Origin of the sequence: Micromonospora matsumotoense (assembly GCF_900091525.1) — a bacterium.
In the GTDB taxonomy this organism is placed as follows: Bacteria; Actinomycetota; Actinomycetes; order Mycobacteriales; family Micromonosporaceae; genus Micromonospora; species Micromonospora matsumotoensis.
In genome coordinates this window covers 418407-442128 of the sequence record NZ_FMCU01000003.1, presented here as the reverse complement: position 1 = coordinate 442128, position 23722 = coordinate 418407, and the positions used below count along the sequence as shown (strand labels likewise).

23 protein-coding genes and 3 tRNA genes are annotated in these 23722 nt (G+C 70.3%); 24 read left to right on the top strand and 2 right to left on the bottom strand.

Annotation, left to right across the window (positions count from 1 at the left end; genetic code table 11):
- Window positions 1-122 precede the first annotated feature (122 nt).
- Genes GA0070216_RS09065 through GA0070216_RS09055 form a run of 3 tightly spaced genes read left to right on the top strand, consistent with a single transcriptional unit; the run spans window position 123 to window position 1381 of the window.
- Window positions 123-482 carry a hypothetical protein gene (locus GA0070216_RS09065; protein WP_245722375.1) on the top strand — a complete coding sequence of 120 codons (360 nt, stop codon included), beginning with the start codon at window positions 123-125 and terminating at the stop codon, window positions 480-482.
- On the top strand, window positions 475-786 hold the full coding sequence (locus tag GA0070216_RS09060; RefSeq protein ID WP_245722374.1) for a precorrin-4 C11-methyltransferase: 312 nt from the start codon (window positions 475-477) through the stop codon (window positions 784-786). The genes GA0070216_RS09065 and GA0070216_RS09060 overlap by 8 nt, the downstream gene beginning before the upstream one ends.
- Before the next feature lie 52 nt (window positions 787-838).
- Window positions 839-1381 carry a DapH/DapD/GlmU-related protein gene (locus GA0070216_RS09055; RefSeq protein ID WP_091242095.1) on the top strand — a complete coding sequence of 181 codons (543 nt, stop codon included), beginning with the start codon at window positions 839-841 and terminating at the stop codon, window positions 1379-1381.
- A 100-nt stretch (window positions 1382-1481) separates the two neighbouring features.
- On the opposite strand, the gene GA0070216_RS09050 is transcribed toward GA0070216_RS09055, so the two are convergent.
- Both GA0070216_RS09050 and GA0070216_RS09045 read right to left on the bottom strand, forming a co-directional pair.
- Window positions 1482-1955: a hypothetical protein gene (locus GA0070216_RS09050; protein WP_091242091.1), complete on the bottom strand. Its 474-nt coding sequence runs from the start codon at window positions 1953-1955 to the stop codon at window positions 1482-1484.
- Window positions 1956-2017: 62 nt separating this feature from the next.
- Entirely contained in the window at window positions 2018-2530 is a 513-nt protein-coding gene (locus tag GA0070216_RS09045; RefSeq protein WP_091242087.1) for a GyrI-like domain-containing protein, read from the bottom strand.
- A gap of 481 nt (window positions 2531-3011) precedes the next feature.
- Here GA0070216_RS09045 and GA0070216_RS34440 point away from each other — a divergent pair, with 481 nt between their 5' ends.
- The 21 genes from GA0070216_RS34440 (at window position 3012) to rpsL (ending at window position 23722) form a co-directional block, all read left to right on the top strand.
- On the top strand, window positions 3012-3158 hold the full coding sequence (locus tag GA0070216_RS34440; protein ID WP_176738885.1) for a hypothetical protein: 147 nt from the start codon (window positions 3012-3014) through the stop codon (window positions 3156-3158).
- Between the two features lie 63 nt (window positions 3159-3221).
- Window positions 3222-5741, top strand: coding sequence for a putative bifunctional diguanylate cyclase/phosphodiesterase (locus GA0070216_RS09040; protein ID WP_091242084.1), 2520 nt, complete (start codon window positions 3222-3224; stop codon window positions 5739-5741).
- A 96-nt stretch (window positions 5742-5837) separates the two neighbouring features.
- Window positions 5838-5910: transfer RNA gene (locus GA0070216_RS09035), tRNA-Thr, on the top strand.
- A 25-nt stretch (window positions 5911-5935) separates the two neighbouring features.
- A tRNA-Met gene (locus tag GA0070216_RS09030) sits at window positions 5936-6008 on the top strand.
- 132 nt (window positions 6009-6140) lie between these two features.
- Complete coding sequence (rpmG, locus tag GA0070216_RS09025) at window positions 6141-6308, top strand: 50S ribosomal protein L33 (protein ID WP_091242082.1); 168 nt, start codon at window positions 6141-6143, stop codon at window positions 6306-6308.
- Between the two features lie 130 nt (window positions 6309-6438).
- The gene (locus GA0070216_RS09020; protein ID WP_091242079.1) at window positions 6439-6885 is read left to right on the top strand and encodes a MaoC family dehydratase N-terminal domain-containing protein; all 447 of its coding nucleotides are present in this window, start codon (window positions 6439-6441) and stop codon (window positions 6883-6885) included.
- A gap of 1 nt (window position 6886) precedes the next feature.
- Window positions 6887-7279, top strand: a complete 393-nt coding sequence (locus GA0070216_RS09015; RefSeq protein WP_091242075.1) for a MaoC family dehydratase — start codon at window positions 6887-6889, stop codon at window positions 7277-7279.
- A gap of 127 nt (window positions 7280-7406) precedes the next feature.
- Window positions 7407-7479: transfer RNA gene (locus tag GA0070216_RS09010), tRNA-Trp, on the top strand.
- A gap of 216 nt (window positions 7480-7695) precedes the next feature.
- Entirely contained in the window at window positions 7696-8133 is a 438-nt protein-coding gene (gene secE / locus GA0070216_RS09005) for a preprotein translocase subunit SecE (RefSeq protein ID WP_091242072.1), read from the top strand.
- A 38-nt stretch (window positions 8134-8171) separates the two neighbouring features.
- Window positions 8172-8894: a transcription termination/antitermination protein NusG gene (gene nusG, locus GA0070216_RS09000; RefSeq protein WP_091242070.1), complete on the top strand. Its 723-nt coding sequence runs from the start codon at window positions 8172-8174 to the stop codon at window positions 8892-8894.
- 186 nt (window positions 8895-9080) lie between these two features.
- Complete coding sequence (gene rplK, locus GA0070216_RS08995; RefSeq protein WP_091242068.1) at window positions 9081-9512, top strand: 50S ribosomal protein L11; 432 nt, start codon at window positions 9081-9083, stop codon at window positions 9510-9512.
- A gap of 80 nt (window positions 9513-9592) precedes the next feature.
- Window positions 9593-10309 carry a 50S ribosomal protein L1 gene (gene rplA, locus GA0070216_RS08990; RefSeq protein ID WP_091242065.1) on the top strand — a complete coding sequence of 239 codons (717 nt, stop codon included), beginning with the start codon at window positions 9593-9595 and terminating at the stop codon, window positions 10307-10309.
- 80 nt (window positions 10310-10389) lie between these two features.
- A complete protein-coding gene (locus GA0070216_RS08985; RefSeq protein ID WP_091242061.1) occupies window positions 10390-11262 on the top strand; it encodes an ATP-binding cassette domain-containing protein in 873 nt (290 codons plus the stop codon).
- Window positions 11259-11945 (top strand): hypothetical protein, encoded by a 687-nt coding sequence (locus GA0070216_RS08980; RefSeq protein WP_091242056.1) that lies wholly within the window; start codon window positions 11259-11261, stop codon window positions 11943-11945. Before GA0070216_RS08985 ends, GA0070216_RS08980 begins: the two co-directional genes overlap by 4 nt.
- Window positions 11946-12318: 373 nt before the next feature.
- Window positions 12319-12867, top strand: coding sequence for a 50S ribosomal protein L10 (rplJ, locus tag GA0070216_RS08975; RefSeq protein ID WP_091242053.1), 549 nt, complete (start codon window positions 12319-12321; stop codon window positions 12865-12867).
- 54 nt (window positions 12868-12921) lie between these two features.
- Window positions 12922-13305 carry a 50S ribosomal protein L7/L12 gene (gene rplL / locus GA0070216_RS08970; RefSeq protein ID WP_091242050.1) on the top strand — a complete coding sequence of 128 codons (384 nt, stop codon included), beginning with the start codon at window positions 12922-12924 and terminating at the stop codon, window positions 13303-13305.
- Between the two features lie 590 nt (window positions 13306-13895).
- A complete protein-coding gene (gene rpoB, locus GA0070216_RS08965) occupies window positions 13896-17327 on the top strand; it encodes a DNA-directed RNA polymerase subunit beta (protein WP_091242047.1) in 3432 nt (1143 codons plus the stop codon).
- A 119-nt stretch (window positions 17328-17446) separates the two neighbouring features.
- The gene (locus tag GA0070216_RS08960) at window positions 17447-21337 is read left to right on the top strand and encodes a DNA-directed RNA polymerase subunit beta' (RefSeq protein WP_091242044.1); all 3891 of its coding nucleotides are present in this window, start codon (window positions 17447-17449) and stop codon (window positions 21335-21337) included.
- A gap of 133 nt (window positions 21338-21470) precedes the next feature.
- Window positions 21471-21839, top strand: coding sequence for a hypothetical protein (locus GA0070216_RS08955; RefSeq protein ID WP_091242694.1), 369 nt, complete (start codon window positions 21471-21473; stop codon window positions 21837-21839).
- 608 nt (window positions 21840-22447) lie between these two features.
- Window positions 22448-22876, top strand: coding sequence for a hypothetical protein (locus tag GA0070216_RS08950; RefSeq protein ID WP_091242690.1), 429 nt, complete (start codon window positions 22448-22450; stop codon window positions 22874-22876).
- A gap of 471 nt (window positions 22877-23347) precedes the next feature.
- Window positions 23348-23722 (top strand): 30S ribosomal protein S12, encoded by a 375-nt coding sequence (gene rpsL / locus GA0070216_RS08945; protein ID WP_007465318.1) that lies wholly within the window; start codon window positions 23348-23350, stop codon window positions 23720-23722.

The window sequence follows — 23722 nt, the reverse complement described above, 5'->3', positions numbered from 1 at the left end:
GGTTCCGCCCTCGCCGCGCCGTGGTGGTCGGTCGGGGTGACCCGCGAGCTGCCCACGCTGCGGTGTGCCCCGCTGCTGACGGTGGGCCAGGCGCGTCGGGGCAACGGCGGGCGGTGGCAGCGATGACCCGTACCAACAAGCCGGTCACCACCCACCCGCAGTGGTGTACCCCCGAGCGCTGCGGTTACCTGGTCCCGCCGGTGATGCCGCACATGGCTCGCCGGCATCGTGGCCCGATGCTCCGGGTCGGTGAGAGTCGGGCGAGTGGCCTCGTCGTCACGTACCTGATCAGCGCGGAAGTCCCGGGTGCGCCGCTCGTCGGGGTGCACGCGACCTGCCGGGCCGGCAACGCCTGGGCCGAGTTGTCCCTGCCCCAGGCCGCCGAACTGGCCGCGCAGCTGAGCGGCCTGCTGACCCAGGTGGCCGACCAGGGCGACGCGGACCGGGACGAACCCGGCCAGCAGGGGGTCGGCGATGAGTGAGGGTGGTCGGCCGGTCGTCTGTCCGGTGTGGTGCCGGGGGTGCGGGCCGAACGATCCGATGCACCGGGGGTTCCTCGCCACCGTGGGGCGGGAGCGGACCGGCTGGGTGAGCCTGCAACTGCTCGTCGACCGGTTCGTCCGGCGCGAGGCGGCGATCAAGCTCGACGCGACCCGGTACGGCGCGACCCGGGCCGTGCTGTTGTCGCCCGGGCAGGTCGACCGGCTCATCGAGGAGCTGACCCAGGCGCGTCGGCTGATGCGGGCACCGGTCGGTCGGTCGGGGCCGGCGGGGGAGGAGCGGTGAGCGGCGGCGGCCCGCAGGGGCGCGTGCCGGGGGCGTCGGCGAGGATCGCGGCATGTCCGACGACCGCTACATGCGTATCCACAGCCCCGAGTTCCAGGCGATGGCCGCGAGGGTGCTGCGGGCCACCGAGCTGACCTCCCGGCTGAACGTCCTGCCCTTCGAGGACGAAGCCGGCCGGGCGGAGCTGTTGGCGCAGCTCCTCGGCCGGCCGCTGCCGGCGCGGGTCACCATCTATCCGCCGTTCTACACCGATCACGGCCTCAACCTGGAGATCGCGGAGCGGGTGTTCATCAACCAGAACTGCACGTTCCTCGACTATGCCGGCATCCGGCTCGGCGCGGGCGTCATGATCGGCCCGAAGGCCACCTTCATCACCCTCGGCCATCCGGTCGACCCCGCGCAGCGGCGGGAGTGGCTGACCGGAGCGCCCATCGACGTGGCGGAGAACGTCTGGATCGGGGCCGGCGCGACGATCCTCCCCGGCGTCCGCATCGGCCGCGACGCCGTGGTGGCGGCCGGGTCGGTCGTCGCCGACGACATCCCGCCCGCCACCCTGGTCACCGGCCCCAAAGCGACGGTACGCCGCCAGGGGTGACCCCCACCCGCCTCGGGGTGCCCCCGCCCGCCTCACCGTTGGGCCGATGTGGCGGTATCGAGGCAGGGTGGATACCGCTACATCGGCCCAATTGAGTCGATCATGCGCCCCTGCCCCGTCGGCCGGGTCGCGCCGACTCCGGTGTGGCCTCGTGGCCGGGCATGCCGGGGGTACGCCGGCGCTGCTTCATCTCCGCCTCGTAGAGGTGCCGCCGACCGCCGGCCAGCTTCTCCCGGGCGTACCGCTCGATCTCCTGGAACGTGGCGTAGTAGCCGTCGTCGAACTCCTCCACGAGCTGGAACGTCCACCGGCCGGGGAGCACGTTGCGCCCCAACAGCTCGTGTGCGACCCGGTCGGCCACCTCGTCGTGCCCGGCCGCGCGCAGCAACTCCACCACCCGGTCCAGGGTGAGATCCGCGCCGCCGACGAGCTGGTGCGCGGAATAGAGGTGCCCGCGTACCCGGTGGATCGTCTCCAACGCCTCACTCAACTTGCCCAACGCCTCGACCGTCGCGTCGTCGACTCCCGCCGGCCGCGCGTGCTCCTCATCCACAGCACCGTTCTGACCTGCCATAACCCCCGACATACCCCCACACCGCCCCAGGTATCCCATCCCTGCGCGGTCGACCGTTCTTCTCAGTCCGCCAGTCGGAACGCCAGCTGCGTCTTCCACGTGCTCCGGTCCGGGTCGTCGTCCGGGCCGAGGTGGTAGATCTCCAGCCGGCAGCCCCAGCGCTCACCCGCCCCGGTGTCGCTGACGTCCCAGCGCAACCCGTTGCGCTCCGCCCACTCCAGGAACGCCCCGGTCACCGCGACCAGTTCGTCGGGGTCGCCGACGTGGGTGGTGGTGAGGTAGCGGCCGGCCGGCAGCACGCCGGTCTCCATGGGCGTCTCGACCGCGATCTGCGCGTCGGCCGGGACCGGCACGCCCGCCTCGACCTCCAGCTCCCGCGCCATGTCGATCACGTGGTAACGCAGGAAGTCCGGGCCGGCCGGGGTGATCTCCCGCGCCGTCAGCCAGTCGGCCAGGTCGGACAGGGCGCCGGCGGCGTCGCCGATGGTCTCCATGGTCACCGGGCGTCTGATCCCCACGTACGGCTGGGCCGGGCGTTCCTCGATCACCGGCGTCACCGGCGGCTGCGATGTCATGGATTCACGACACCATCGCGGTACGACATCGCAGTGTCCGACCGCCTCTGGCGGGTGTTTCGCCTGCTCGCGCCAGCTCGCCACCGTACGCGTGTTTTGTCGTTGATCTGATGCGGAGTCCGTCGACTCCCGACAGGCCGCTTCCGTACCCGACGAAATGAGCTATGGTGATCGATGTGGCGGTTCCGGGAGCAGTCGTCGCGACCCTCGAATGCGACGGTCGCCCTGCCGCCCGGACGACGGCCCCGCGCCGTTAAAGATCGGGTTTGCGTCGATAGTGACATTGGGCAATTCGTGGAGGCTGCTACCCGTCCTGGTGCCGCTGATCTGGCACGGGGAGGTGACGGCGGTGGGCCGAACGGCGGAACCTCTCCGCTGCTTGGACCAGCGCCGCTCTCCCCGCTTTTCTGGGTACCCGAGGTGTGGCACGATCGTGGAACCTCCACCATCCCCCGTGAACACTCTCTCGACAGGAGCAATCATGTCTGGTCGAAGGCTGGGCCGGCTGTTTGGCTCGCTCCTCGTGCTCGCCACCATCCTGGGTGGACTCGCCGTCACCGGCGTCCAGGCCATCGACGGCGGCGCGCAAATGGCGGACGTCGTCTGGACGATGGGCGGCGCGCGCTAAGCCCCCGCGTCGTCCCCGCTCCCGGTGTCCTGGGGGTGACGTCTCTCAGGGAGAGGGTGGCGCATGGCCAGCCGAGATCAGCGGCGTAAGTCCACCGAACGCGCCTGGTTCATCACCGCCCCCCTGGCCCTGCTGGCCATCGTCTTCAGTACCGCGATCGGTGTCCTGCGCCCCGAGTTCGGGGAGTGGGGCCTGGCGTTCGTTCTCTTCGTGGCGATGACGGGGATCAGCATCCCGGTCCTCAACGTCATAGTCCGGCGACAGTCGGTCGGGGTGACGTTGACCGAGGTGCCCCTCGTCGTCGCGCTCTTCTTCCTGCCACCGCTGACGGTGGTGCTGATCTACACGCTCTCCGTGCTGATCTGGAGCGCGTCGCACCGGTTCGCCCCGGCCAAGCTGTGGTTCAACGTCGCGAAGGCGGCGGCGGCCACCTCGCTGGCCGGGCTGCTCCTGCTGGCCCTGCCCCCGATCAACGGGGTCGGGCCGGGCACCTGGGTCAGCCTGTTCCTGGCGGTCAACACCATCACCCTGGTCAGCCTGCTCTCGGTGGCCGGGGTGCACGTGCTGCTGCAGGGCTGGCAGGCCGGCCGGGAGGCGCTGCGTACCGCGCCGTCGGTCTTCCTCACCACCTCGATCAACGCCTCGGTCGGCCTGCTCGTCCTGATCGCGTTGAAGACCACCTGGTGGTCGGTGCTGCTGCTGGCCGCGTTGTTCGCGGCGTTGTTCCAGGTCTACCGCTCCTATTCGCAGTTCTTCCGACAGCACCGCACTCTCACCGGCATGTACGACCTGACCCGGTTGCTCACCAACAGCGCCGAGGGGGCGCTCGCCGACATCCTCCTCGACCGGGTGCGGGGCCTGATGCAGGCCGAGTACGCCACCCTCTGGCTGCCCGCCCAGCGCCGGCACCCGGAGGTGCTGCTGACCGCCCGGGTCGACACCCCGGGCCTGCTCGACTTCGCGCCCACCCCGACGGTCTTCCGGGAGCAGGCCCGTGAGCTGGGCAAGACGCTGTCCATCGGCCGACTGCTCGGCGACGACACCGCGCTGCGCCGCGAGGTCGGCGCCCAGCAGGTCAAGGACGCGATCGTGGTGCCGCTGCGCTCCGGTCAGGCGGTGATCGGCACCCTGGAGGTCACCAACCGGCTCAGCGACATCGGCCACTTCACCACGAGTGACATCCCCGTCTTCGAGACCGTGGCCGCGCACGCCGCCGTCGCCCTGGAGAATTCCCGGCTGGTCGACCGGCTGCGGCACGACGCCTACCACGACGCGCTGACCGGGCTGCCGAACCGGCGACGGATCACCGCCGCGCTGGCCGAGGCGGTCAAGATCCGGGCCCCCGGCGAGGTGGTCGCCGTGCTGCTCTTCGACGTGGACGGGCTGCGGCAGGTCAACGAGTCGCTGGGGCACGCGGCGGGCGACAAGGTCCTCGTCGAGGTGGCCGAGCGGCTGCGCGCGTGCGCCCCGTCGTCCGCCCTGGTGGGCCGGGCCGGTGGAGACGAGTTCCTGGTGACGCTCCGGCTGGAGAACGCCGAGGCGGCCCTGGAGTTGGCCGCCCAGCTCCGCGAGCAGATCCGCGACGAGATGGTCTTCGACGCGCTCACCCTCGACGTGGACACCGCCGTCGGGGTGACCGTGCATCCGGATCACGGCAGTGACGCCGCCGTACTCCTGCAACGGGTCGACCTGGCGGCCACCGCGGCCAAGGCGGTGCCGGGCAGCGTGCAGCTGTTCAACCCGGCGCTGGAGTCGCGGTCGCTGCGCCGGCTCGGGCTCGCCGGCGACCTGCGCCGCGCCCTCGACGAGGGGGAGCTGGAGGTCTACTTCCAGCCGAAGGTGACCCTGCGGGACCGCCGGCTGCTCGGGGTGGAGTGCCTGGCCCGCTGGGAGCACCCGGCGCACGGCACGGTCTCCCCGGAGGACTTCGTCGCGGTGGCCGAGCACACCGGGCAGCTGGGTCGGCTCACCGAGTTCGTCCTCCGCGAGGGGTTGCGCCGCAGCCGGGACTGGAGCCACACCGGGCAGCCGCTCGCGGTGGCGGTCAACATCGCCGCCCGCTCGCTGATCGACCGGCAGTTCCCGGACCGGGTGGGGGAGCTGCTGGCCGAGTACGGCGTCCCGCCGCAGCTGCTGACCGTCGAGATCCCGGAGGCGGCGGTGCTGGACGGCACCGAGCGGCCGATCCCCACCCTGCGCCGGCTGCGGGACCTCGGCGTCCGGCTGGCGGTCGACGACTTCGGCACCGGCAACTCGTCGCTGGCCCAGCTGCGTCGGCTGCCGGTGCACGAGGTGAAGGTGGACCGGTCGTTCGTGCAGGGGATGGCGACCGACCCGGGGGACCTGGCGATCGTCAACGCGGTGGTGTCGCTGTCCCAGCAGTTCGGGCTGTCCGTGGTGGCCGAGGGGGTGGAGAGCGAGCTGACCCTCGAACTGCTCCAGGACATCGGCTGCGAGATCGGGCAGGGCTTCCTGTTCAGCCGGCCCCTGCCGTACGAGCGGCTGGAGGCCTGGTTCGGTGCCCAGGTGGACCAGGAGGCGACCGACCCGGGCGAGCTGCCGAGACTCCGCGTCGTGCCCTGAGCTGGGTCGACGCGGTATCGGGGGATCCCATTTCACCCCCGGCGCGGTGCCGTGTAATGTATCCCCTGCGCGACGCCCTCCGGGGTGATCGGGTAGGCCCCCTTAGCTCAGTCGGCAGAGCGTCTCCATGGTAAGGAGAAGGTCTACGGTTCGATTCCGTAAGGGGGCTCAGAGGGTCCGGTTGGACCCGCCTCGGCGGTGTAGCTCAGATGGCAGAGCAAGCGGCTCATAATCGCTGTGTCGCCGGTTCAATTCCGGCCACCGCTACTCTCGTCCTCCGGGCTTATCCCCGGTGGTGAGTGGGACGGGCGCCATAGGCGCCCACTTTGCATGTCCAGGCATCGTCCGCGTAGGCTGATGCGCTGTAGTTGATATCCGTAGCGAGGAAGGCACTCCGCCGTGGCGAAGGCGACCGATGTCCGGCCGAAGATCACTCTGGCGTGTGTGGAGTGCAAGGAGCGCAACTACATCACGCGCAAGAACCGTCGTAACGACCCGGACCGCATCGAGCTGAAGAAGTTCTGCCCCCGGGACGGCAAGCACACCGCCCACCGCGAAACCCGCTGACTCTCGGCCGGCCACCTGGCCGGCCCGGTCCGCAGCGACCACCCCGGACGCCGATCCGCACGGATGGCGCGGCCTGAGAGCCGCCTGCCCGTACGGGTCGGCGTTCGTGCGTCCGTGTAGGTTCGGCGGCATGTCCCTGGACCCGTCCTTCGTCGGCCGGACGTATCCGCCGACCGCCCCCTACCAGGTGGGCCGAGAAAAGATCCGCGAGTTCGCCACCGCCATCGGGGCCACCGAACCGGCCTACCACGACTCGGCGGCGGCCCGTGCCCTCGGCCACCCGGACGTGGTCGCCCCGCCCACCTTCCCGGTCCTGATCACCATGGCCGCCAGCCAGCAGATCGTCGACGACCCGGCACTCGGGGTCGACTACAGCCGGGTGGTCCACGGCGACCAGCGCTTCGCGTACACCCGGCCGGTGGTGGCCGGGGACGAGCTGGTCTGCGTGAACACCATCGAGGAGATCAGCAACCGGGGTGGGCACGCCTTCCTGACCACCCGCACCGACGTGACCACCTCGGCCGGTGAGCCGGTGGTCGCCGTCTGGTCCAAGCTCGTCGTACGTGGGGAGTCCTGACGTGGAACTGTCGACCCGGACGTTCCGGGTGACCCGGGCGGACCTGGTCCGCTACGCGGGCGCCTCGGGCGACTTCAACCCGATCCACTGGAACGACCGGACCGCCACCACGGTGGGCCTGCCCGGGGTGATCGCGCACGGCATGTTCACCATGGCGCTGGTCGGCCGGGCGGTCACCGAGTGGGCGGGCGCACCCGACGCGGTGGTCGAGTTCGGGGTGCGGTTCACCCGGCCGGTGGTCGTTCCGGACGACGACGAGGGCACCGAGATCACCGTGGACGCGGTGGTCAAGGAGGTCACCGAGGCGGGGCTGACCAGGCTCGATGTGACCGCCCGATGTGGTGACGAGAAGATCCTCTCGCAGGCGCGGGCGATCGTCCGGACGACCGGCTGACGGCCTCCGGAAACGTACGGGGCGGGACCGGTTGGGAAAGTCGGGGCGCTACCCGTACACTGGTCCGCCGTGGGGCAAGTGACCTCTGCCCGGCCGTGCAGGTCGGGTGGAGCGAGCGTTGCCGCACAGGGGTGTAGCTCAATTGGCAGAGCAGCGGTCTCCAAAACCGCAGGCTGCAGGTTCAAGTCCTGTCACCCCTGCGCCTCAGGCCTGACCGTTCCCGTGGGTCGCGCCGCCGCAAGGCGGCGTCCGGCCCGTGGTGGTGGCATCGGCGGGGTGGTTCCGAGGCGACTCGGCTCCTCTTCGTCCGGTCCGCCGGCCGCGGCCCGTCGCGGGACGGTTGGTCCGGCCGGCGTGACCAGCGCGCCGCGTACGCCTCCCGGCGTACGAACCGACATCCCGCGACGGAGGGCGAAGTGGCCGAGAGTAAGCGGCGCGGCGAGGACGCCGGCGACGACGGTCGGCGCGACGAGCGCGACGAGGTCGTCGACGAGGTGACCGCCGACAACGACGCCCCCGACGACGACGACGCCATCGACGACGACGCCACCGACGCGGACGAGCCGGTATCCCGGGGCGGCACCGCGACCCGGTCGCGGACCCGCGCGGGTGCTGCCGACAGCAAGCCGAAGACCCGGTCCGAGACCGACCGGGTGGGGCCGTTCGCGCGCATCGCGCGTTTCTTCCGCGAGGTCGTCGCCGAACTGCGTAAGGTCATCTGGCCGACCCGCAAGGAACTGCTGACCTACACGGCCGTGGTGGTCACCTTCGTCGCGGTCATGCTGACGATCGTGGGCCTTCTCGACTTCGCCTTCGCGAAGGGCGTGCTGTGGGTCTTTGGCAGCCCCAGCTGACCGGCAGACTGAGCCGATAGTGACGGAAGTGAGCAAGCGTGCCTGAGTACGACGAGACCGCCGAGACCACGGACGACCAGTCCACGGTCGCGACGGCGGCGAGTGACGAGTCGGTCGAGGCCGCCAGCGAGCCGGAATTCCCGACCACGGAGCCGGAGCCGGAGCCGGACTACGACCCGGTCGCCGAGCTGCGCCAGAAGCTGCGCTACGCGCCCGGCGACTGGTACGTGGTGCACTCGTACGCCGGCTACGAGAACAAGGTCAAGACCAACCTCGAGACCCGGATCACCTCCCTCGACATGGAGGAGTTCATCTACCAGGTCGAGGTGCCGACCCGGGAAGAGGTCGAGGTCAAGAACGGCAAGCGTTCCCAGATCCAGGCCAAGGTCTTCCCCGGCTACATCCTGGTCCGGATGGAGCTGACCGCCGAGTCCTACTCGTGCGTGCGCAACACGCCCGGGGTCACCGGCTTCGTCGGGGCCACCGACCGGGCCGACCGTCCGGCGCCGCTGAGCCTCGACGAGGTGCTCAAGTGGCTGGCTCCGGCGGTGGAGAACGAGCAGAAGAAGGCCAAGCCCGAGATCAGGGTCCTCGACTTCGAGGTGGGCGACTCGGTCACCGTCACCGACGGGGCGTTCGCCTCGCTGCCGGCGACGATCAGCGAGATCAACGCCGATCAGCAGAAGCTCAAGGTGCTGGTGTCGATCTTCGGCCGGGAGACCCCGGTCGAGCTGAACTTCAACCAGGTCGCCAAGATCTGACGACGTTCCTCGTCGCCGGCGGTGGGCAGCAGCCCGCCGCCGGCGACGTCGTTACCCCCGGCGCGGACCTCGGCGCAGAGGGCCACCGGGCGCTGCGCTACTCTTGAACGTCGTCGCTGTGGCACCGCGCTGACCGTGCGCGCCCGTGGCCGGCACCTTTCCCAGTTCCAAGCCCCAGGAAGTGACATGCCTCCGAAGAAGAAGCTCGTCAAGACGTTCACGCTTCAGCTGAAGGCGGGCCAGGCGACGCCGGCTCCGCCGGTGGGCCCCGCGCTCGGTCAGCACGGCGTGAACATCATGGAGTTCTGCAAGTCCTACAACGCGCAGACCGAGGCCCAGCGGGGCGACATCGTCCCCGCCGAGATCAGCGTGTACGAGGACCGGTCGTTCACCTTCGTCCTGAAGACCCCGCCCGCCGCCCGGCTGCTGCTCAAGGCCGCCGGCGTGGACAAGGGCTCCGGCGTGCCGCAGAGCCAGAAGGTCGGCGCGGTGAGCCAGGCCCAGGTGCGCGAGATCGCCGAGAAGAAGATGGTCGACCTCAACGCCAACGACATCGACCAGGCTGCGAAGATCATCGCCGGCACCGCCCGGTCGATGGGCATCGTCGTCAACGACTGACCCCGGTCGGTCCCCAAGATCAGTTCGTGGGAGGGCACGCGTCGACCGCGGCCCGCCAGAGACCACAGGAGTAACCCGAGATGCAGCGCAGCAAGACGTACCGCAAGGCCGCCGAGGCGGTCGACAAGTCGAAGCTCTACACCCCGGCCGAGGCGGTCAAGCTCGCCAAGGACACCACCAGCGCCAAGTTCGACGCCACGGTCGAGGTCGCCATGCGCCTCGGCGTCGACCCCCGCAAGGCGGACCAGATGGTCCGCGGCGTGGTCAACCTGCCGCACGGCACCGGTAAGACCGCCCGCGTGATCGTCTTCGCCGCCGGCGCGAAGGCCGAGGAGGCCGTCGCCGCCGGTGCCGACGAGGTGGGCACGGACGAGCTGGTCGCCCGGATCCAGGGCGGCTGGCTGGACTTCGACGCGGCGATCGCCACCCCGGACCAGATGGCCAAGATCGGCCGGATCGCGCGGATCCTGGGCCCGCGCGGCCTGATGCCGAACCCGAAGACCGGCACGGTGACCATGGACGTCACCAAGGCCGTCTCGGACATCAAGGGCGGCAAGATCACCTTCCGGGTGGACAAGCACTCCAACCTCCACCTGATCATCGGCAAGGCCTCGTTCTCCGAGACCCAGCTGATCGACAACTACGCCGCGGTGCTCGACGAGGTGCTCCGCGCCAAGCCGTCCGCGGCCAAGGGCAAGTACCTCAAGAAGGTCACCCTGGCCACCACCATGGGTCCGGGCGTTCCGATCGACCCGAACGTGGTGAAGAACTTCCAGGAGACCGGCGCCGAGGGCTGAGCCCGGCTTCTCCCGCGAAGGGCCCCGCCACGGATCGTGGCGGGGCCCTTCCGCATGTTCCGCTGTGGCAGGCTCCTCCCATGCGACTGGAGAACGTCCGGCTTCGATACGGCCGGGGTGGCCCGTGGGTGCTGCGTGGCGTCACGGCCCGGCTCGACCCGGGCGAGGTGGCGGTGGCGCTCGGCCGCAACGGGGCCGGCAAGTCGACCCTGCTGCAACTCTGCGCCGGGGTGCTGCGGCCGGTCCGGGGCCGGGTGGTCGACCGGCCCCGCCACGTCGGCTGGGTGCCCGAGCGGTTCCCCGCCGACCAGCCCTTCACGGTGACCCGCTATCTGACCGCCATGGGCCGGGTCGCCGGCCTGGGCCGGGCCGATGCCGACCGGGCCGTCGACCGGTGGACCGACCGGCTGGGCCTGATCCCGTTCCGCGGGGTCCGCCTCCCCGACCTGTCCAAGGGCACCGCGCAAAAGGTCGGCCTGGCTCAGGCGATGCTGCGTACCCCGGGCCTGCTGGTCCTGGACGAGCCCTGGGAGGGCCTGGACTCCGCCGCCCGGGGCCTGGTCCCCGAGTTGATCGACGAGGTGCTGGCCGACGGGGGAGCGGTTCTGGTCAGCGACCACCGGGGCGAGACGGTCCGGCTCCCCGGCGCCCGGCACTGGACGGTGGCCGACGGACTGGTCACCGAGGAGACGACCACCGGCGATCCGGCCGTCGCCGTCGCCGTGGTCGAGGTCGCCGTGCCGGCCGCGCGGGTGGCCGGCACCGTCGCCCGGTTGCGCGCCGACGGCCACCACGTCCTGCGGGTACGCGAACCCACCGTCCCACCCGCATCGGCGGCTGCGTCGCCCCCACCCGCACCGGCGGCTGCGTCGCCCCCACCCGTTCCGCCCTCGGCTGGCGAGCCGGCGGGTGGTCCGGCGCGCAGTGGTCGTACGGGGGAGGTGGCCCGGTGAGCGCGCTGGTCCGGATGCGGCTGGCCGGCTTCCTGCGTACCGGGCGGGCACTGGCACCCGTGCTGGCCGGCCTGCTCACCCTCGGCGTCCTGTACGGCGGCGGCCCGGCCCGACCGGCCGAGGCGTACGGCGTCAGCGCCGTGGTGCTCTTTCCGGTGCTGGCCTGGCAGGCCAAGATCCTGCTGGACGTCGAACCGGACGTGCAGCGCCGGCTGGCGCGGGTGCTGGTCGGGCCGACCCGGGACCAGGCCGCCGGGCTGCTCGCGGCCATGGTCGCGGGGGTGGGCACGGTCCTGGTGGCGCTGGGTTTCCCCTGGCTGGTCGGCGCGGTGACCATGCCGGGTCCGGGTGACCTGCCGCTGGCGACGGTGCTGGCGCTCGGGCTCTGGGCCCACCTGCTCGCCCTGCTGCCGGCGGTGGCGTGGGGCGCCCTGGCCAGCCGGGCGCTGACCCGCACCGCCGGGTACGGCGTCGCGGTGCTCGCGGTGGGCGTGGTCGGCACCCTGGCGCTGGGCCTGCGCGGCTCGGTGGCGCCCTGGCTGGTGCCGCCGGTGCTGGCGACCGCCCGGGCGCTCGCCGGTTCCCTCCCGGCCGGCACCGCCCTGCTGCTCTCCGGCTGGGCGCTCGCCTGGGCCGGGGTGGCGCTGACCGGCTACGCCTGGTGGCGGCGGACCCGCCCCTGAAGGGCGGTGGGGTGGCGTGCGGCGGCCACACCGGACCCCGCCGCCCTGCGGTAAGGGGCGTCGGGGCCCGGTGCCCGGCGGCGATTTGGCGATGGGTGGACGCGTCGCGTAACCTGGGCCGGTAGTTCCACCCAGAGACCGCTGGTCACCGTGCCCCGGCACGGTCGAAGGCTCCGCGATGACGGGCGACCCGCGCAGGGCGGTAAGCGTAATACGGTTCCTCCCCGTGGTCTGCCGACCACGGTGATCGGCCCGGCCCTCGCCCCGCGCGCCCTGCGCCGGGGCTTTTTCGTTGTCGTGACGCCTCCGGTGCCGTCGCAGAGCCTCGTGCTCCTCGACGGCGACCAGCTCCGAGTAACGAGAGAGGAGGGACATGGCGGACAAGCCGATCCGGGCCGACAAGGCCACGGCCGTCGCTGAGCTGACCGAGAGCTTCCGTACCTCGGGCGCTGCGGTGCTCACCGAGTACCGTGGTCTGACGGTTTCCCAGCTCACCCAGCTGCGGCGCTCGCTCGGCAAGGAGACCACCTACACGGTCGCGAAGAACACGCTGGCGAAGCGTGCCGCGACCGAGGCGGGCATCTCCGGCCTCGACGAGCTGTTCACCGGTCCTACCGCGCTGACTTTCGTTTCGGGCGACGTCGTCGAGGCGGCGAAGGGTCTTCGCGACTTCGCGAAGGCCAACCCGAAGCTCGTCATCAAGGGCGGTGTCTTCGAGGGCAAGGCCATTTCCGCGGCCGAGGTCTCGAAGCTCGCCGACCTGGAGTCCCGTGAGGTGCTGCTGGCCAAGCTGGCCGGCGCGATGAAGGGCAACCTGAGCAAGGCCGCGGCCCTGTTCCAGGCACCGCTCTCCAAGGCCGCCCGTGCGGCGGCCGCCCTGGCGGACAAGAAGCGCGAGCAGGAGGGCGCCGAGGCGGCCTGAGGCCCTCCCGGCGCACCACGTTCTTAATTTTCATTGCGAGAAAGGACGCCAGACATGGCGAAGCTCAGCACCGACGAGCTGCTCGACGCGTTCAAGGAGATGACGCTGATCGAGCTCTCTGAGTTCGTGAAGCAGTTCGAGGAGACCTTCGAGGTCACCGCTGCCGCGCCGGTCGCGGTCGCCGCTGCCGGCGGCGCTGCCGCCCCGGCCGAGGCCGAGCCGGAGAAGGACGAGTTCGACGTCGTCCTCGAGGCCGACGGTGGCAAGAAGATCCAGGTCATCAAGGTCGTGCGTGAGCTGACCGGCCTGGGCCTCAAGGAGGCCAAGGACGCGGTCGAGGCCGCCCCGAAGGCGATCCTGGAGAAGGTCAACAAGGAGACCGCCGAGAAGGCCAAGGCCAAGCTCGAGGGCGAAGGCGCCAAGGTCACCCTCAAGTGACCTGAGGTCGACCTCGCGGGTCGACCTCCGCGGCTGTCCGGCTCGTGAGCCGCGGCACACCGCAACCTGAACGGGCGGTGATCCGACAACGGATCACCGCCCGTCCTGCTTGGTGACTCCGGGTATCAGTGGCGTGAGCAGGGTGTTCGCACCGGCGGTGCGACGCGGCGGGGACGTCGGCGGGTAGCCCGTCCGTGGGAAACCCGGCGAGCAGCCGCGAGGAGGCTCTTGACGCGGCCCCGACCTGCCAGGCACGCTGACACCAGCAAGACCTTCCGCGCTTGCGACGGCCACCTCTTGGGTAATGGCTGCGGCAGCATCAGCAGCCGCTGCACCCGAGCGGCCCGACAGGAACGTCGCGTTCCGAGCGGCCCGGTGTGACCCCGGTTTTCCGGGGCCCCGAGGCACGTTCCGCGACGACCTGCGGGATGGGCTGGACAGCGGTTAGCCTCTCGGCTACACTGCTAGTTTGCGCTGCCTTCCGACTTGACCCCTGCTCGGAAATGTCCGTTTACGGATATTTCTGGTGGGGTCATTGGAGTGCACGCGTACCAGCCGTTATGCAGCACCGGTCCTCGGAAGGACGCATCTTGGCAGCTTCCCGCCCTGCGAAGACCAGTCGTACGTCGAGCGCTTTCGCTCCCCGCCGAGTTTCTTTCGGCAGGATCACCGAACACCTCGAGGTCCCCAACCTCCTCGCCATTCAGAACGAGTCCTTCGACTGGCTCGTCGGCAACGAGGCTTGGCAGGGCCGGTCGGCGGACGACCCGCACGCACGCTCGGGTCTCGCGGAAATCCTCGACGAGATCAGTCCCATTGAGGACTTCTCCGGCACCATGTCGCTTTCCTTCTCGGCACCGCGCTTCGACGAGGTCAAGGCCTCGATCGAGGAGTGCAAGGAGAAGGACCTGACCTACTGCGCCCCGCTGTTCGTGACGGCGGAGTTCACCAACAACACCACCGGCGAGATCAAGAGCCAGACGGTGTTCATGGGTGACTTCCCGATGATGACGCCCAAGGGCACCTTCATCATCAACGGCACCGAGCGCGTCGTGGTCAGCCAGCTCGTCCGGTCCCCGGGCGTGTACTTCTCCAAGGAGCCGGACAAGACCTCCGACCGCGACCTCTCCAGCGTCAAGGTCATCCCGAGTCGGGGTGCCTGGCTGGAGTTCGACATCGACAAGCGCGACACGGTCGGCGTCCGCATCGACCGCAAGCGCCGGCAGGCCGTCACGGTCCTGCTCAAGGCCATCGGTTGGTCCGCCGAGCAGATCCGCGAGAAGTTCGGCTGGTCCGAGCTGATGATGACCACGCTCGAGAAGGACCACATCGCCGGCCAGGACGAGGCCCTGCTCGACATCTACCGCAAGCTCCGCCCTGGCGAGCCGCCGACCCGCGAGAACGCCCAGACCCTGCTCGACAACCTCTTCTTCAACCCGAAGCGGTACGACGTCGCCAAGGTCGGGCGCTACAAGTTCAACAAGAAGCTCGAAGTGGCCGTGCCGATCACCACCGGCACGCTGACCGAGGACGACGTCGTCGCCACCGTGGAGTACCTCTGCCGGCTGCACGCCGGTGAGGACGGCTATGAGGCCGACGACATCGACCACTTTGGCAACCGTCGCCTGCGTACCGTGGGCGAGCTGATCCAGAACCAGGTCCGGGTCGGTCTTTCCCGGATGGAGCGGGTCGTCCGCGAGCGGATGACCACCCAGGACGTCGAGGCGATCACGCCGCAGACCCTGATCAACATCCGCCCGGTGGTGGCGGCGATCAAGGAGTTCTTCGGCACGTCGCAGCTGTCCCAGTTCATGGACCAGACCAACCCGCTGGCGGGCCTGACCCACCGGCGTCGGCTGAGCGCGCTCGGCCCGGGTGGTCTGTCCCGCGAGCGGGCCGGCTTCGAGGTCCGGGACGTACACCCGTCCCACTACGGTCGGATGTGCCCGATCGAGACGCCGGAAGGCCCGAACATCGGCCTGATCGGCGCGCTGTCCACCTTCGCCCGGGTCAACCCGTTCGGCTTCATCGAGACGCCGTACCGGAAGGTCGTCGAGGGTCGGGTCACCGACCAGATCGACTACCTGACCGCGGACGAGGAGGACCGGTTCGTCAAGGCGCAGGCCAACGCGCCGCTGCAGGCGGACGGCACGTTCGCCGAGGACCGGGTGCTGTGTCGCCGTAAGGGTGGCGAGACCGAGGACGTGGTCCCCGGTGCCGTCGACTACATGGACGTGTCGCCGCGGCAGATGACCTCGGTCGCGACCGCGATGATCCCGTTCCTGGAGCACGACGACGCCAACCGCGCGCTGATGGGCGCCAACATGCAGCGTCAGGCGGTGCCGCTGGTCAAGGCGGAGTCGCCGCTGGTCGGCACCGGCATGGAATACCGTGCCGCGGTCGACGCCGGTGACGTGGTGGTGGCCGAGGTCGGTGGCATGATCGAGGATCTCTGCGCCGACTACATCACCATCCACCAGGACGACGGCCACCGCCGGACGTACCTGCTGCACAAGTTCCGCCGCTCCAACGCCGGCTCCTGCGTCAACCAGAAGCCGGTCGTCTTCGAGGGCGACCGCGTCGAGGCCGGCCAGGTCATCGCCGACGGTCCGTGCACCGACGAGGGCGAGATGGCGCTCGGACGCAACCTGCTGGTGGCGTTCATGTGCTGGGAGGGTCACAACTACGAGGACGCGATCATCCTGTCGCAGCGCCTCGTGCAGCAGGACGTGCTCACCTCGATCCACATCGAGGAGCACGAGGTCGACGCCCGGGACACCAAGCTCGGCCCGGAGGAGATCACCCGGGACATCCCGAACGTCAGCGAGGAGATGCTCGCCGACCTCGACGAGCGCGGCATCATCCGGATCGGCGCCGAGGTCGTCCCCGGCGACATCCTGGTCGGCAAGGTCACGCCGAAGGGCGAGACCGAGCTGACCCCGGAGGAGCGGCTGCTGCGCGCGATCTTCGGCGAGAAGGCCCGGGAGGTCCGGGACACCTCGCTGAAGGTGCCGCACGGCGAGACCGGCACGGTCATCGGGGTGCGCACGTTCTCCCGCGAGGACGGCGACGAACTGCCGCCGGGCGTCAACGAGCTGGTCCGGGTGTACGTCGCCCAGAAGCGCAAGATCCAGGACGGTGACAAGCTCGCCGGCCGGCACGGCAACAAGGGCGTCATCTCGAAGATCCTGCCGATCGAGGACATGCCGTTCCTGGAGGACGGCACCCCGGTCGACATCGTGCTCAACCCGCTGGGTGTGCCGTCCCGGATGAACATCGGCCAGGTCCTGGAGACCCACCTCGGGTGGGTGGCCAAGACCGGCTGGAGCGTGGACGGCGACGACACCGACTGGAAGCGTCAGCTCCGGTCGATCGAGGCGCACGAGTCCGAGCCGGACACCAACGTGGCCACTCCGGTCTTCGACGGTGCCCGCGAGGAGGAGATCTCCGGTCTGCTCTCGTCGACCCTGCCCAACCGGGACGGCAAGCAGCTGATCGGTTCCTCCGGCAAGGCGCAGCTGTTCGACGGTCGTTCCGGCGAGCCGCTGCCCGACCCGATCGCGGTCGGTTACATCTACATCCTGAAGCTCAACCACCTGGTCGACGACAAGATCCACGCTCGTTCGACCGGTCCGTACTCGATGATCACGCAACAGCCGCTGGGTGGTAAGGCGCAGTTCGGTGGCCAGCGTTTCGGTGAGATGGAGTGCTGGGCCATGCAGGCGTACGGCGCCGCCTACGCCCTGCAGGAACTGCTGACCATCAAGTCCGACGACGTCCTGGGCCGGGTCAAGGTCTACGAGGCGATCGTCAAGGGCGAGAACATCCCCGAGCCGGGCATCCCGGAGTCGTTCAAGGTGTTGCTCAAGGAGCTCCAGTCGCTGTGCCTGAACGTCGAGGTGCTCAGCAGCGACGGGGTGGCCCTGGAGATGCGCGAGACCGACGACGAGGTGTTCCGGGCCGCGGAGGAGCTGGGCATCGACCTGTCCCGGCGCGAGCCGAGCTCGGTCGAAGAGGTGTAGGTGGTGGCGGTGGGGGCCGGCCGACCCGCTCGGGCGGTCAGGCGTGAGCCCGACGCGAGTCGGTCGGCCCCCACCCCCGCCCGTGATCTAGCTGTACAGACGACGACATAGGGGACATAGTGCTCGACGTCAACTTCTTCGACGAGCTGCGCATCGGCCTCGCGACCGCGGATGACATCCGCCAGTGGTCGCACGGTGAGGTCAAGAAGCCTGAGACGATCAACTACCGCACCCTCAAGCCGGAGAAGGACGGACTCTTCTGCGAGAAGATCTTCGGCCCTCAGCGGGACTGGGAGTGCTACTGCGGTAAGTACAAGCGGGTCCGGTTCAAGGGCATCATCTGCGAGCGCTGCGGCGTCGAGGTGACCCGGTCCAAGGTCCGTCGTGAGCGGATGGGGCACATCGAGCTGGCTGCTCCGGTGACCCACATCTGGTACTTCAAGGGCGTGCCGAGCCGGCTGGGCTACCTGCTGGACCTCGCCCCCAAGGACCTCGAAAAGATCATCTACTTCGCCTCGTACGTCGTGACGAGCGTGGACGCCGAGGCGCGTCACCGTGACCTGTCGACGATCGAGAACGAGATCCTCGCCGAGAAGCGGCAGTCCGAGAACAGCCGTGACTCGGAGATCGAGAAGCGGGCCGCCAAGCTCGAGGCCGACCTGGCCGAGCTGGAGGCCGAGGGTGCCAAGGCGGACGTCCGGCGCAAGGTCAAGGAGGGCGGAGAGCGCGAGATGCGCCAGATCCGCGACCGGGCCCAGCGCGAGATCGACCGCCTCGACGAGGTCCTCGACACCTTCCGCAAGCTCGACTCGAAGCAGTTGGTCACCGACGAGCTGCTCTACCGTGAGCTGCGCGACCGGTTCGGCGAGTACTTCACCGGCGGCATGGGCGCCGAGGCCATCAAGGCGCTGGTCCAGAACATGGACCTCGGCGCCGAGGCCGAGAGCCTGCGCGAGACCATCCGCTCCGGCAAGGGCCAGCGGAAGATCCGCGCGCTCAAGCGGCTGAAGGTCGTCGCGGCGTTCCTGAACACCCGCAACTCGCCGCTCGGCATGGTGCTGGACTGCGTCCCGGTCATCCCGCCGGACCTGCGCCCGATGGTGCAGCTCGACGGTGGCCGCTTCGCGACCTCCGACCTGAACGACCTGTACCGCCGTGTGATCAACCGGAACAACCGGCTCAAGCGCCTGATCGACCTCGGTGCCCCCGAGATCATCGTCAACAACGAGAAGCGGATGCTCCAGGAGGCCGTCGACGCGCTGTTCGACAACGGCCGTCGTGGCCGGCCGGTCACCGGCCCGGGTAACCGCCCGCTCAAGTCGCTGTCCGACATGCTCAAGGGCAAGCAGGGCCGGTTCCGGCAGAACCTGCTCGGCAAGCGCGTCGACTACTCCGGCCGTTCGGTCATCGTGGTCGGCCCCAAGCTCAAGCTGCACCAGTGCGGCCTGCCCAAGCAGATGGCGCTGGAGCTGTTCAAGCCGTTCGTGATGAAGCGGCTGGTCGATCTCAACCACGCGCAGAACATCAAGTCCGCCAAGCGGATGGTCGAGCGTCAGCGCCCGGTCGTGTGGGACGTGCTGGAAGAGGTCATCGGCGAGCACCCGGTGCTGCTCAACCGTGCGCCGACCCTGCACCGCCTGGGCATCCAGGCCTTCGAGCCGCAGCTGGTCGAGGGCAAGGCGATCCAGATCCACCCGCTGGTCTGCACCGCGTTCAACGCCGACTTCGACGGTGACCAGATGGCGGTGCACGTGCCGCTGTCGGCCGAGGCCCAGGCCGAGGCGCGGATCCTGATGCTGTCGTCGAACAACATCCTCAAGCCGGCCGACGGCAAGCCGGTCACCATGCCCACCCAGGACATGGTCATCGGTCTCTACCACCTGACCCACCTGACCCCGGGTGGCACGGGCGAGGGCCGGGCGTTCAGCTCGGACGCCGAGGCGCGGATGGCGTTCGACGCGAGCGAGTTGCACCTGCAGACCCCGGTCAAGATCCGGCTGCGCGGCGTGGTCGGTGTCGACAACGGCGCCGGCGCCGAGCCCTGGGTCGCCCCCGAGGGCTGGGTCGAGGGTGAGGCCCTGACCGTGGAGACCACGCTGGGCCGGGTCCTGTTCAACGAGACGCTGCCGCAGGGCTACCGGTTCGTGAACTACGAGATCCGCAAGGGTCAGCTCTCCGCGATCGTCAACGACCTCGCCGAGCGCTTCCCGAAGGTGGCCCTGGCGGCCACCCTGGACGGCCTCAAGGAGGCCGGCTTCCACTGGGCCACCTGGTCCGGCGTCACCATCGGCATGGAGGACGTCATCGCTCCGCCGCGCAAGCGGGAGATCCTGGAGAAGTACGAGAAGGAAGCCGACCGGATCGACAAGCAGTACCAGCGTGGCCTGATGACCGCCGAGGAGCGTCGCGGCGAGCTGATCGAGATCTGGACCAAGGCGACCAACGAGGTCGCCAAGGAGATGGACACCGCGCTGCCGCAGGAGAACCCGCTGTGGAAGATGATCCACTCGGGTGCCCGCGGTAACCTGCTCCAGCTCCGGCAGATCGCGGCGATCCGTGGTCTGGTGGCCAACCCGAAGGGCGAGATCATCCCGCGGCCGATCAAGGCCAGCTACCGGGAGGGTCTGTCCGTGCTGGAGTACTTCATCTCCACGCACGGTGCCCGTAAGGGTCTGGCCGACACCGCGCTGCGTACCGCCGACTCGGGTTACCTGACCCGTCGTCTGGTGGACGTCTCGCAGGACGTGATCATCCGCGAGGAGGACTGCGGCACCGACCGGGCGATCCCGATGCAGATCGGCGAGCGTCTGGAGGGTGGCCGGCTGGCGGTGCACGAGCACGCCGAGACCAGCGTGCACGCCCGTACCCTGGCCGACGACATCAAGGGGCCGGACGGCACCGTGGTGGCCCACCGGGGTCAGGACCTCAACTCCATCGGGGTCGACAAGATCGTCGCCGCCGGGGTGGAGACGGTCCGGGTGCGCAGCGTGCTCACCTGCGAGTCGAAGCTGGGCGTCTGCGGTGCGTGCTACGGCCGCTCGCTGCCGACCGGCAAGACCGTGGACGTCGGCGAGGCGGTCGGCATCATCGCCGCCCAGTCGATCGGTGAGCCGGGTACCCAGCTGACGATGCGTACCTTCCACACCGGTGGTGTCGCGGGTGAGGACATCACCCAGGGTCTGCCGCGTGTGCAGGAGATCTTCGAGGCCCGGGTCCCGAAGGGCAAGGCGCCCATCGCCGACACCCCGGGCCGGATCCGGATCGAGGACGGCGAGCGTTCCCGCAAGATCATCGTGGTGCCCGACGACGGCAGCGAGGAGATCGTCTACGACAAGATCTCCAAGCGGGTCCGGCTGCGGACCCACGACGGCGGTCACGTCGCGGTCGGCGAGAAGCTCACCGAGGGCACCATCGACCCGCACGAGCTGCTGCGGATCATGGGTCCGCGGGCGGTCCAGGTCCACCTGACCAGTGAGGTCCAGGAGGTCTACCGCTCGCAGGGTGTACTCATCCACGACAAGCACATCGAGATCATCATCCGCCAGATGCTCAAGCGGGTGACGGTCATCGACTCCGGCTCCACGGAGTTCCTGCCGGGTGTGCTGGTCGACCGGGCGCTGTTCGAGTCGGAGAACCGCCGGCTCGTCGGCGAGGGTGGCGAGCCCGCCGCCGGTCGCCCGGTGCTGATGGGTATCACCAAGGCCTCGCTGGCCACCGACTCCTGGCTCTCCGCGGCCTCCTTCCAGGAGACCACCCGGGTGCTGACCGACGCGGCGATCAACTCGCGCAGCGACTCGCTGGTCGGCCTCAAGGAGAACGTGATCATCGGCAAGCTCATCCCGGCGGGTACCGGCATCAGCAAGTACCGCAACGTCCGGGTCGAGCCGACCGAGGAGGCGAAGGCCAAGGTCTACTCGATGACCGGCTACCCGGAGACCGACTACGGCTTCGGGCCGGCCAGCGGCCAGGCGGTTCCGCTGGACGACTTCGACTTCGGGTCGTACCGCTGAGCAACCTCTGACGAAGGCCCCCGGCACCACGCCGGGGGCCTTCGTCGTTTCCGGGGCCCGGGGGGATCTCCGCCGGGTCCGGGTCCGCCGGGGGAGTGCCCGGGGCGGCCGTCGGCCGGGCATGATGGTGGGCATGACGACCGCTGCGGGGCAGGTGCCGGTGGCGTACCAGCCGCCACGTCATCCGCTCGACCCCGACCCGGTGCGCGCCACCAAGGCGCGGGCCGTCTTCGCGCTCGGGCTGATCGGGGCGTTGACCGGGCTCTTCGTCGGCGGGGTGGTGCCCGCCACGATCGCCCTCCAGTTGGCGCGGCAGGCCCGCCGGGAGGCGTACGCCTCGGGTGGTTTCCTCACCGGTGCGGCCTGGCTGCGGCGGGGGGAGCGGTTGGCCTGGGCGGGGTTGGTGCTGGTCGCGGTCGCGGTGGTGACACTGGTGGTGATCGGCGTGGTCCGGCTGGCCGGGTCCCCGTACGGGCAGGACTTCGCGCCGCACGTGGACTGACCCGTCGGGGTGATGATCCGGTGGGGGGCACCCGCGGTGCGCGGCGGCGGTAGCCTGGCCGGTGTCCGTCGCGTGACGGTGGACCCCACATCGCGACAGGAGGACACCCCGTGACGGAACCGGCGCCGCCGTCGGGAGGCGACCCGGGCGGCCCGCCCGGCGGCTCCCCCGATCCCGGCAACGACGCCGTCGCGGCCCGCCCCGCCGGCACCGACCCGGTCGGCGTGGCCCGATCCGACCCGGGGTCCGTCGACCCGACCCGGTCCGACCACGGGGTCGGGGCATTCGGCCGGCCCGATCCGTGGGCCGCCGGCCCCTGGGGGACGCCGTCCGTCCCCGGACCGGTCCATGGCACCGGCATCCCGCCGGAGGCCGCTCCGATCGGGTACGCCCCGCCGCCGACCTCCGCCGCCGGGCCGTTCCCCGCAGCGGGCTCCTCGCACCCCGCCGCGTCGCCGTACCCCGCTGCGGGTGGGGCGTATCCGGGGACCGGTGGGGCCTATCCCGGGGTGCACCCGGGGATGCCGTCCGGGTCGTACCCGGGACAGTTGGCGGGTGCGCCGGCCGGGACGGGTTGGCCGACGCCCTCGGGGCACGGACCCGGGGCGCTGCCCCCGCCGCCGCCGGACGCCCCCCGCGCCCCGAGACGGGTCGACCCGGTCCCCGGCACGCCCTTCGCGGTGGTGCACCTGGACGTCCCGGCGGTCACCTCCGGCCTGGCGGTGGGGTCGCTGATCGCCGGGGTGGCGTCGATCCTGGTGTCGTTCCTGGTGATCTGCTTCGGCGTGGGGGGAGCGCGGCTCGGCGGGGCGTGGGCGGCCGGCGCGTTCACCGTGCCCGGCGCGCTGGCCGGCGCGGCGGCGATCGTCGCCGGTCTGCTGGCCCGCCGCCAGATCCGCCGGGCCGCGCCGCCTCCGGCGGTGCGGTTCACCGGTCGGGGCCTGGCGACGGCCGGGATCAGCTGTGGTGGGGTGGGGCTGGTGCTCAGCCTGCTGGGGCTGGGGCTGGGACTGGCGTTGCTGGTGCAGCTGGCGTGACCCCCGTCGCCCGGGGGTGACGGGCTGCGGCACGCGGCAGCCGGTACACTGGAGGTCCTAGGGGCCCGCCACGGGCGAGCAGACCAGGGCGCACGGCGCGACCGACGGGGATCTGAGACCCGTCGGACCAGCCCGTTTTGACCTGCGAGGCTGTGGTAGGTACTCTTTCCCCTTGCGCCCGGGCATGCCCGGGCGACTCGTGCGTGCGCGGGACCCGGATTGATCCGGAGATCCAGCGGCCGTACGACACAGCCCAGGACCCGGCGTGCGGACGATCACGCGCCGGTGACAGAAACCCGGTGCGCGCGTGAGCGACCGCACCGGAACCGCGAATCAGGCGACACGCCCGACCGCGGGTGCCGGGACTTCCGTGAGGCGGTCCCGGTCGGAATGTAGGAGAGCCGGCCATCAGGTCGGCTAACGAGCAGACGGCGCGGTCGCGTGAGCGGCCGAAGGGAGCGGAGAAACCCGGTGCCCACCATTCAGCAGCTGGTCCGAAAGGGCCGCCAGGCCAAGACGACCAAGACCAAGACCCCGGCGCTGAAGGGATCCCCTCAGCGGCGCGGTGTGTGCACCCGCGTGTACACCACCACCCCCAAGAAGCCGAACTCGGCGCTCCGCAAGGTCGCTCGTGTCAAGCTCAGCAGCCAGATCGAGGTGACCGCCTACATCCCGGGCGTGGGTCACAACCTGCAGGAGCACTCGATCGTGCTCGTCCGCGGCGGCCGGGTGAAGGACCTCCCCGGCGTGCGTTACAAGATCGTCCGCGGTTCGCTGGACACCCAGGGTGTCCGGAACCGCAAGCAGGCGCGCAGCCGTTACGGCGCGAAGAAGGAGAAGAGCTGA